Annotated in this window: 9 protein-coding genes; all 9 read right to left on the bottom strand. The window is 59.7% G+C overall.

What is annotated here, in order from left to right:
- Nucleotides 1-72: 72 nt before the first annotated feature.
- The 9 genes from HAT86_RS13545 to HAT86_RS13505 all read right to left on the bottom strand — a co-directional run bounded on the left by HAT86_RS13545 (nucleotide 73) and on the right by HAT86_RS13505 (nucleotide 8467).
- The gene (locus HAT86_RS13545; RefSeq protein WP_167198803.1) at nucleotides 73-696 is read right to left on the bottom strand and encodes a cysteine hydrolase family protein; all 624 of its coding nucleotides are present in this window, start codon (nucleotides 694-696) and stop codon (nucleotides 73-75) included.
- A 130-nt stretch (nucleotides 697-826) separates the two neighbouring features.
- The gene (preA, locus tag HAT86_RS13540; protein ID WP_167198800.1) at nucleotides 827-2131 is read right to left on the bottom strand and encodes an NAD-dependent dihydropyrimidine dehydrogenase subunit PreA; all 1305 of its coding nucleotides are present in this window, start codon (nucleotides 2129-2131) and stop codon (nucleotides 827-829) included.
- Nucleotides 2132-2160: 29 nt separating this feature from the next.
- Entirely contained in the window at nucleotides 2161-3483 is a 1323-nt protein-coding gene (locus tag HAT86_RS13535; RefSeq protein WP_167198797.1) for an NAD(P)-dependent oxidoreductase, read from the bottom strand.
- Between the two features lie 155 nt (nucleotides 3484-3638).
- The gene (locus tag HAT86_RS13530) at nucleotides 3639-4406 is read right to left on the bottom strand and encodes a FadR/GntR family transcriptional regulator (protein WP_167198794.1); all 768 of its coding nucleotides are present in this window, start codon (nucleotides 4404-4406) and stop codon (nucleotides 3639-3641) included.
- A 139-nt stretch (nucleotides 4407-4545) separates the two neighbouring features.
- Nucleotides 4546-5205, bottom strand: a complete 660-nt coding sequence (locus HAT86_RS13525) for a hypothetical protein (RefSeq protein ID WP_167198791.1) — start codon at nucleotides 5203-5205, stop codon at nucleotides 4546-4548.
- Nucleotides 5206-5208: 3 nt separating this feature from the next.
- A complete protein-coding gene (locus tag HAT86_RS13520; RefSeq protein ID WP_167198788.1) occupies nucleotides 5209-6609 on the bottom strand; it encodes a selenium-binding protein SBP56-related protein in 1401 nt (466 codons plus the stop codon).
- Nucleotides 6610-6769: 160 nt separating this feature from the next.
- On the bottom strand, nucleotides 6770-7378 hold the full coding sequence (cobO, locus tag HAT86_RS13515) for a cob(I)yrinic acid a,c-diamide adenosyltransferase (protein WP_167198785.1): 609 nt from the start codon (nucleotides 7376-7378) through the stop codon (nucleotides 6770-6772).
- Between the two features lie 16 nt (nucleotides 7379-7394).
- Nucleotides 7395-8111: an LrgB family protein gene (locus HAT86_RS13510; protein ID WP_167198782.1), complete on the bottom strand. Its 717-nt coding sequence runs from the start codon at nucleotides 8109-8111 to the stop codon at nucleotides 7395-7397.
- The gene (locus HAT86_RS13505) at nucleotides 8108-8467 is read right to left on the bottom strand and encodes a CidA/LrgA family protein (protein WP_167198778.1); all 360 of its coding nucleotides are present in this window, start codon (nucleotides 8465-8467) and stop codon (nucleotides 8108-8110) included. The genes HAT86_RS13510 and HAT86_RS13505 overlap by 4 nt, the downstream gene beginning before the upstream one ends.
- Between the last annotated feature and the right edge of the window lie 123 nt (nucleotides 8468-8590).

Below are 8590 nucleotides of genomic sequence, written 5' to 3'. Positions count from 1 at the left end.
CTCTTCACCGACGAGGAATGCTACAACTTCTTCAAGGCAGCAGGATACAAAACCGATTAAACGCGACACGCTCTAACCGATGCGTGCGCCTTGGCTGGTCAGGGCCTCCTCTACCGCTTTGAACGCCTGCGCATCTTTGGTCGCTATGGCGTCGCGGACCAGGGTGATGGCATAGCCCCGGTTCAAGCCCGCCTGCGCCGTGCGCGCGACCGCGTCTATGCCGTCCCGCCCGACCAGTTTAAGCTGGCCCACGTGCAACACCTCAAGCAATTGGTCCAACGCGCCGGTTTCAAACCCGTCTTCGACGGGCTTGACGATCACGTGATCGGCCATGCCTTGGAAGGGGGCGGCCAGCCCAGTATCCGGCCCGCCCCGTAACGGTGCGCCGTGCCGGGTTGTGCAGGCGATCAGGCGCGGTGCCAGTCCGCGCCATTCCTGCCTGAGCGCGATCACGGGTTGATCTTTGTGTCGGGCCAATTCGACCTCGCGGGCAATCGCGGCCTCAACTCGCATGCGGGTTGCGGCATCGTGATGGGCCTCGCTCCAGAACGCCTGTTGGGTTTCGATCAGCAACAGCGCCGTGCCGGGGCGCGGGGGAATGCGCGGGCCATCTGTGGCCCGCACCATGTACCGCGCCGTGACCCAAAGCCACAGCCCTGCCAGCCCGGCCAATACGGCAAGTGCCACCCAGATCATGCTAGCCGCCTTGTCACTGCCGCTCCTGTCTTTCGGTCATATCCTTCGGTCGGGTCATGACCTGCACGGATCGAACCGTCTTGGCAAGCCAGCAGTGCTGATAGGCGGCCATGCCGTGTCTGGCGGAGGACTATTCAGCGGCGCATTTCATTGGGTTGTTGGGGTGCGTTGTCCAATTGGCGTAATCATCGCTGACGGTCTTGCCGGTGCGCGGGTCCACGTCACCCTCGGGCAGGCGCTCCATGGTGATGCAGTCTTCGACCGGGCAGACATTGACGCACAGGTTACAGGCGACGCATTCGGCGTCGATCACATCGAATACCCTGTCCTCTGACATGGAAATCGCCTGATGGCTGGTGTCTTCGCACGCGGCAAAACACCGGCCACATTTGATGCAGGCGTCTTGATCAATGCGCGCCTTGGTGACGTAGTTGAGGTTCAAATCCTGCCAGTTGACGACATTGGGCACCGCGCGGCCAACCAGTTCATCGACCGTGGTGAACCCTTTTTCATCCATGTATTGCGACAGACCTGAGATCATTTCCTCCACGATCTTGAAGCCATAGGTCATCGCCGCAGTGCAAACCTGCACGTTGCCGGCCCCAAGCGCCATGAATTCAGCCGCGTCACGCCATGTGGTGACGCCGCCAATGCCCGAGATCGGCAGGCCCGCAAGCTCGGGCGTTCGGGCAATCTCGGCCACCATGTTCAGCGCGATTGGTTTGACCGCCGGGCCGCAATAGCCGCCATGCGCGCCTAGTCCATCGATCGTGGGTTGCGGCGCGAACAGGTCCAGATCGACCGAGGTGATCGAATTGATCGTGTTGATCAGGCTGACCGCATCCGCGCCACCATCCTTGGCGGCCTGCGCAGGTTTGCGGATGTCGGCGATGTTGGGCGTCAGTTTGACGATCACCGGAAGGTTTGAATGTTTCTTGCACCATTCGGTCACCATCTGCACATAATCCGGCACTTGTCCCACGGCGCTGCCCATGCCGCGTTCGCTCATCCCGTGGGGGCAGCCGAAATTCAGCTCGACCCCGTCGCAGCCGGTGTCGATCACCCGCGACAGGATGTCTTTCCAGCTGTCTTCATCCACCGGCACCATCAGGCTGGCGATCAGCGCATGGTCTGGATAATCGCGTTTGACGCGGGTCATTTCGTCAAGGTTGGTTTGCAACGGACGGTCGGTGATCAACTCGATGTTGTTCAGCCCCAACAGGCGGCGGTCGGCGCCCCAGATTGCGCCGTAGCGCGGCCCGTTGACATTGACGACCGGTGGGCCGTCTTCGCCCAGTGTTTTCCACACCACACCGCCCCAACCGGCATCAAAGGCACGGCGGACATTGTATTCCTTGTCCGTGGGCGGGGCCGAGGCCAGCCAGAACGGGTTTGGGGATTTGATTCCGATGAAGTTGGATTCGAGATTGGCCATGTCGCTGATCTCCCTGTTTTATCTAAGCCTCAGCCCATCAGGCTGCTGTGAATGTCTTCTGCGGCGTCGCGGCCTTCGGCGACGGCGGTCACGGTCAGGTCATCGCCACCCGCTGCGCAATCGCCCCCGGCCCAAATCCCGGCCACGCTTGTGCGGCCTGCGCCCGTAACGGCGATCTTGCGCCCCTCCAGTTTGGGCAGGCCATCGCCTTGCAACGTCTGGCCGATGGCCTTGAAGACCTGATCGGCAGCCAAGCGGAATGTTTGGCCCGTGGGCGTCAGGCTGTCGTCGGTATATTCAAACTCGATCTCGCGCACCGCGCCGTTGCCATGGATGGCCACCGGTTGGGCATTGGTGATAATCCGCACGCCTTTGGACGCGGCCAGATCTTGTTCGAATACGCTGGCGTTCATCCGGTCACGCCCGCGGCGATAGACAAGGCTGACATTCAGCGCGCCCAGCAGTTTGGCTTGAACGGCGGCATCGACAGCCGTCATGCCACCGCCGATGACCACGACATCGCGGCCAACCGGCAGCTTGGCCAAATCGCGGGCTTGCCTAAGGTCGGCGATGAAATCCACCGCGTTTTCGATGCCGTCCTTGTCCTCGGCCTCAAGCCCAAGCGCGTTGACACCACCAAGGCCAAGGCCAAGAAACACCGCATCGTGGCTGGCCTTGAGTTGGTCAAGTGTCAGGTCGCTGCCAAGGCTTTTGCCGGTTTCGATCGTGATCCCGCCGATTTGCAATAGCCAATCAACCTCGCGCTCGGCGAAGCCGTCGACCGATTTGTAGGCCGCGATGCCGTATTCGTTCAGCCCGCCGGGTTTTTGGCGCGCGTCATAGATGGTGACGTCATGGCCATGCATGGCCAGACGGTGGGCGCAGGCCAGCCCGGCCGGTCCGGCCCCGACAACCGCCACCTGTTTGCCTGTCCGCACGGCGCGCGCAAAGGGGTGTTTGCCTTGCTCCATCAGCGTGTCAGTTGCGTAGCGTTGCAACTGCCCGATCAGCACTGGCTTGCCTTCGGCGGCTTCGCGCACGCAGGCCTGTTCGCACAGCGTTTCCGTGGGGCAGACCCGCGCGCACATACCGCCCAGTATGTTCTGATCCAAGATGGTTTCCGCCGCTGCTTCGGCGGTGCCGGTGGCGATCTGCCGGATGAACAGCGGAATGTCGATTTCCGTAGGACAGGCGGTGATGCAAGGGGCGTCATGGCAGAAATAACACCGATCCGCCGCGACCAGTACTTCATGATCATCAAGACGCGGATGCAGATCACCAAAATTCTCGTCATAGGCGGCTGCATCCAGCCGCCCGGCTTTGATACCCGGGGTCAATGTGGTGTCACTCACGAGGGCCTCCCTGTGTTGTCTTTATAGGAGGTAGTATTCCACGGATTTTAATTTTATCAAACGGTAAAAATTCAGCGAAAAATATAATTGTTTTGCAGGGCCTTGGCGGCCTCAGCGCATGAATTTCAATGAATTGGATGTAGTTGCTTTGGCTGTCAGCGCGATTTTTCGTGGTCGAAGCGTTGCCGCGCAATGGATTCGTTGCGCTCGGCTTTTTGCTGATCGGCAAGGGATTTTTCGACATAATCCAGATGTGCGATCACAGCCGCGCGCGCGCCTTTGGCATCACGGGCCTGAAGCGCGGTATTGATCGCCCTGTGTTGATCCAGCAACGCGCCGCGCGTGGTGCGTTGTTTGAACATCACTTGCCGATTGTAGAAGACACCTTGCTGTAACAATTCGAACATCGAACGCATCATGTGCAGCATCACGACGTTATGGCTGGCCTCGATAATGCCCATGTGAAATTCTGCATCAAGGCGGGCTTCGTCATTGGGATTGGGCTTGTTGTGCGCGGTTTCCATTTTGTCGAATACGGCCTGAATCACCTTCAGGTCGGTATCCGAGGCGAGCCGCGCGGCCCGTTCAGCGGCCAACCCTTCCAAATCACGGCGAAAGGCGATGTAGTCGAACACCGCTTCATCATGATCTGCGAACAAGCGGATCAGCGCGGGTGAAAACGAACTGCCCAACACATCGGCCACGAAAATGCCTGCGCCTGCGCGGGTCGACAAAAGCCCCTTGTCCTGCAATTCGGCCACTGCTTCGCGCAGTGACGGGCGCGACACGCCCAAACGGTCGGCCAACTCGCGCTCGGACGGGAGCCGTTCACCGGGGCGCAGAATGCCGCGAAGGATCAGTTTTTCTATCTGCCGTGTGACGGCAGTAGACAGCTTTTCTGGCGTGACTCTTTCAAACGGCATGGGGCATCCTGTTGTAACCGGTCAGATCATATGACCAGCGGTGCACCCCGGCAAGTCCAGCATTGGATCGCTTTGCATACCACATTTGCTTGGTGCGCAGAAATTGCGGCGTCAATGCGCGTTGAGGGGGGACTGCCCGTTAATGCGGCAACGCCAAGGCAACGCCGCCGACAACGATCAGGCTAACGGCCCAGACGGTATCAAGGTTGAACCAGCTTTTCTTGAGAAATGTCAGCCCCAGCCAGTGATATACCCCCATCGCCACCGCCCCGCCCGAGCCGGCCATAGCCAAGGTATGCACCACGGCCACGCCCACCGCGCGGCCCGCGTCGCCCGCCATCAAGCTGGCCGCCGCTGCATGGCCCATATCCTGTTCCGCCGTGGCGCAAATGCCAAGATAGATAGGCACCAGCATCAGCCCCGCGCCATGCGCCATGGCGGCCAGAAACGACCACAGCGCCAGCCGTGATGGCGGCACACGTGCCAGAAAACGCGGATGGCGCCGGTTGATCAGCAGATACACCCCCAACCCGATGACCAGCAGCGCAGCGCCGACCCGCAGTTGGTACTGCCATTCTACAAGCGTCACCATCAGCGAAAACGGAAACAGCACCACCGCCATGGCCAGAAGATGCCCGGCTGCAAGCGCCAGAAGCGCCTTGTAAAGCGCGCCGGTTCCACGCTCCATCAGCGCGGCAGAGACGGCCAGCGGCCATCCCATGCCGGGGTTGACGCCGTGATATATGCCCGAGGCCACAACGGCCCCCCAAAGGGCCGTTGCGGTATTTGCATCCTCCATACGTCAGACGGAGGGGTAGCAGAAACTGTCGGTCGAGCAGTCCCCGCCTTCCAGCCGGATCTGATGCGCGCGATAGCCCTTTGGGAAGTCGATGTAGAAATCAGGGTCAAGCGTCAGACCGCCATCCTTGCCGACATGGGCCATGACCATCTGACCGCCTTCGTCACCGGGATAAAACTGATCGTCCCACGAAGAATATAGCGAATTTGTCCAATACACCCGTTTGCCATCGCGGCTGATTTCCACCATCTGCGGGCCAAAGGCGAAATCGCCGCCATTGGGGTGCTTGGTATCGGCCACAACGCCACCCAATTCGACCTTGCCCGCAAGCGTCGGGTTCATCGGGTCGGTGACATCGTATTGGCGCATCTCGCCGGTGCCCCAGCAGGCAACATAGAGGTATTTGTCATCAAGACTCAGGTCGATATCGGTGACCAAAGGCGGCACCGCCTCGAACCCTTTCAGCAGCGGGGGCAGATCATCCGCCGCCGCCGGTTGGGGCGGAATGGTGGCGGTTTTCTTGGCGTCGAATGTGCCGTCTTCCTTGCGCCACCACGTCCAGATTGATCCTTCCAGTGTTTGCGTGTCCACAACCACACCGCAAAACCCGTATTCCTTGGCCGGGTCGTGGGCGGGGCGGATTTCCAAAGCCATCTGGTGATTTTCGCCAAGGTCGATTGTCTGGATATTCTTGCGCGCCCGTAAATCCCAGAAATGGATGCTGTGACCATATTTGTTGGCCAGCAGGTCTTCGGGGACGATGCCGTTTTCATATTGCGGCGGCAGACCCCATTCGGAACTGACCATGTAGTTGCGTGGCAGGTTCCACCAGAAATCATACTGTTTGTCCTGCACGCCCCGGTCCATTTCGTAGCGGCCAAGAATGTCGAAGGTTTCGCAATCCATGATGAACATGCCCGGCGGGCCATCGGTGCCATCCTCGCCGCCACCGCCTAGGGTTGACACGTAGATCCCCTCGGGGCCGCAATGAATGGTGTGGGGCCGGGAATAGCCGGTTTTCGCAAACACTTCTTCCGGTTCGATGATCTTGTGAATCTTGGCTTCAAGCGGTTCTTTGACGTCAATGATATAAATGCGGCTGGACCGGATGCCGGGAATGATCAGATAGCGCCGCTCTAGAAAGGCGTGGCCGGTCAGGGGCGATAGCGCCGACGAACACGCGTTCCAGCCGAAATGGTGAAACTCGTCGCCTGTGTTGGGCATGATCACCTGATGCACGATCTGGCCGTAGCTTTTCGATTTGGGGTCGACATCAACCACCGCCAAACCGTCAGGCTGGCTTCCGTCCGGGCTGAGCATCAGGGTAAAGGCCAGCGTTTCTGCCGGGGCCTCCATCGCCAGTTTCGGTGTCGCGTGAAATGTTGGATCGGGTCTTAAATTCATGTGAAATTCCTCCCTTGAAGGGGGCACCCTTTTTGTTGGGCTTTGCCCCTGCGTCAAAGCGTCTCACAGAATTAAATGTCTGACAAATGAATTTTCGCGTTAAAGATGTGCGTGGAACGGAACGTTTGTTCCACGCAATCACGCAGCCCTAGGATTTTGTTCAGAATTCCACCCCGATCTGGGCCTTAATTCCGGCGCGGAAGGGGTGTTTGACCAGCTCCATCTCGGTCACCAGATCGGCGATTTCGATCAGCTCGTCCTTGGCATTGCGCCCGGTCAGGACAACATGGGTCATGTGCGGTTTTTCTTCGGCTAGAAACTGCACCACCTCGTTAATGTCCAGATAATCATAGCGCAGGGCGATGTTGATCTCGTCCAGCAACACCATCTTGTTGGTTTCGTCGCGGATCAACTGCTTGGCTTTTTCCCAAGCCGCCTGCGCCATTTCGATATCGCGGTCGCGGTCTTGGGTTTCCCAGGTAAAGCCTTCGCCCATGGTGTGAAAGCTGCAGGTGTCCGAGAATTTGGACAGGATCATGTCCCGCTCACCGGTGCTCATCCCGCCTTTGATGAACTGCACAACGGCGCATTTCATGTCATGGGCAATACAGCGAAAGATCATTCCGAAGGCCGCGCTGGATTTGCCCTTGCCCTTGCCGGTATGCACGATGATCAGACCCTTTTCATCGGTCTTGGTGGCCATGATCTTGTCTCGGGCGGCCTTTTTCTTGGCCATTTTGGCGGCGTGGCGGTCGCTGTCATCGGTCATCTGGCAGGTTTCCCTTTCATTGGAACAGACCCAAGACATAAGGCGCAATCAAGGCGGTTAGCAAGGCATTCAGCCCCATTCCGATCCCGGCAAAGGCACCTGCGGTTTCGTTTACCTGAAACGCGCGCGCCGTGCCGATGCCATGCGCGGCGGTGCCCACGGCAAACCCGCGTGCGCGCCAATCCTTGATGCGTAGGGCGTTCATCAAAGGTGTGACAACAACCGCCCCGATGATGCCTGTCAGGATCACCAATGCGGCGGTCAGCGTGGGCAGGCCGCCAAGTTGTTCGGCAATGCCGATGGCCACGGGCGCGGTTGTGGATTTCGGCGCAAGCGAGGCCAGTGTTGCCCCTTCAACGCCAAGCGCCTGCGCAATCCAAAGGGCCGACACCACCGCTGTGCCGGACCCAACGATCAGCGCGCCCGCCATCGGAATCACCGCCCGACGCATGCGATGCAGGTTGCTATAAAGCGGCCCGGCCAGTGCCACAGTTGCCGGCCCCAGCATGAAATGCACAAATTGCGCGCCCTCAAAATAGGTGGCGTAGGGGGTTTGCGTCGCCCACAAAACCGCCGCCAGCAACAGCATCGCCACCAGCACCGGGTTAACCAGCGGGTTTTGCCGGCTCATGCGGTAGGCGCCGTCACCAATCAGGTAGGCGATCAGCGTGGCCGTCAGCCACAACAGTGGCCCTTCGCGCAGGTAAGACCAGATGTCGGGCAAATCTGTCATGGGGCATCGGCCTTGTTGCCGGTCAGGCGGGCCAGCCCGACAAAGGTCAGCGCGCCTGCGGCAAGGGCCAAGACCGTGCTGCCGACAAGCGCCGCCATCAAGGCCAAACCGGACTGGCCTAACGCATCCGCATGGCTGATCACACCAACGCCCGCCGGGACGAACAGAAGCGACAGATGTTGCAAAATGCCTTGCGATGTTGGCAGGACGCGTTGCGCCAAGGCAGGCCGGATCAGGAAGGCCGCCAGCAACAGCGCCATGCCGATCACAGGCCCCGGCACCGGCAGGGCCGCGGCGCGCGCCATCACCTCGCCAATCAGCTGAAAGCTTAGAATCAAAGCGAGATTCAGGATCATGTGCGCCCCTTTCCTCAAGCGGTCTGTGGTTAGCATAAACCGGGCCTGAGAATTAAAAAAGGGCAGCTGGGGCAGGGCGGCCCTTTGCAATAAGTGATGCAGTGCAGAGGGGACATTGCCCTG

It is taken from the genome of Roseovarius gahaiensis, assembly GCF_011601345.1.
Classification (GTDB): domain Bacteria; phylum Pseudomonadota; class Alphaproteobacteria; order Rhodobacterales; family Rhodobacteraceae; genus Roseovarius; species Roseovarius gahaiensis.
Note: the sequence above shows the minus strand (reverse complement) of the source record. Positions and strands in the feature narration are given on the sequence as shown.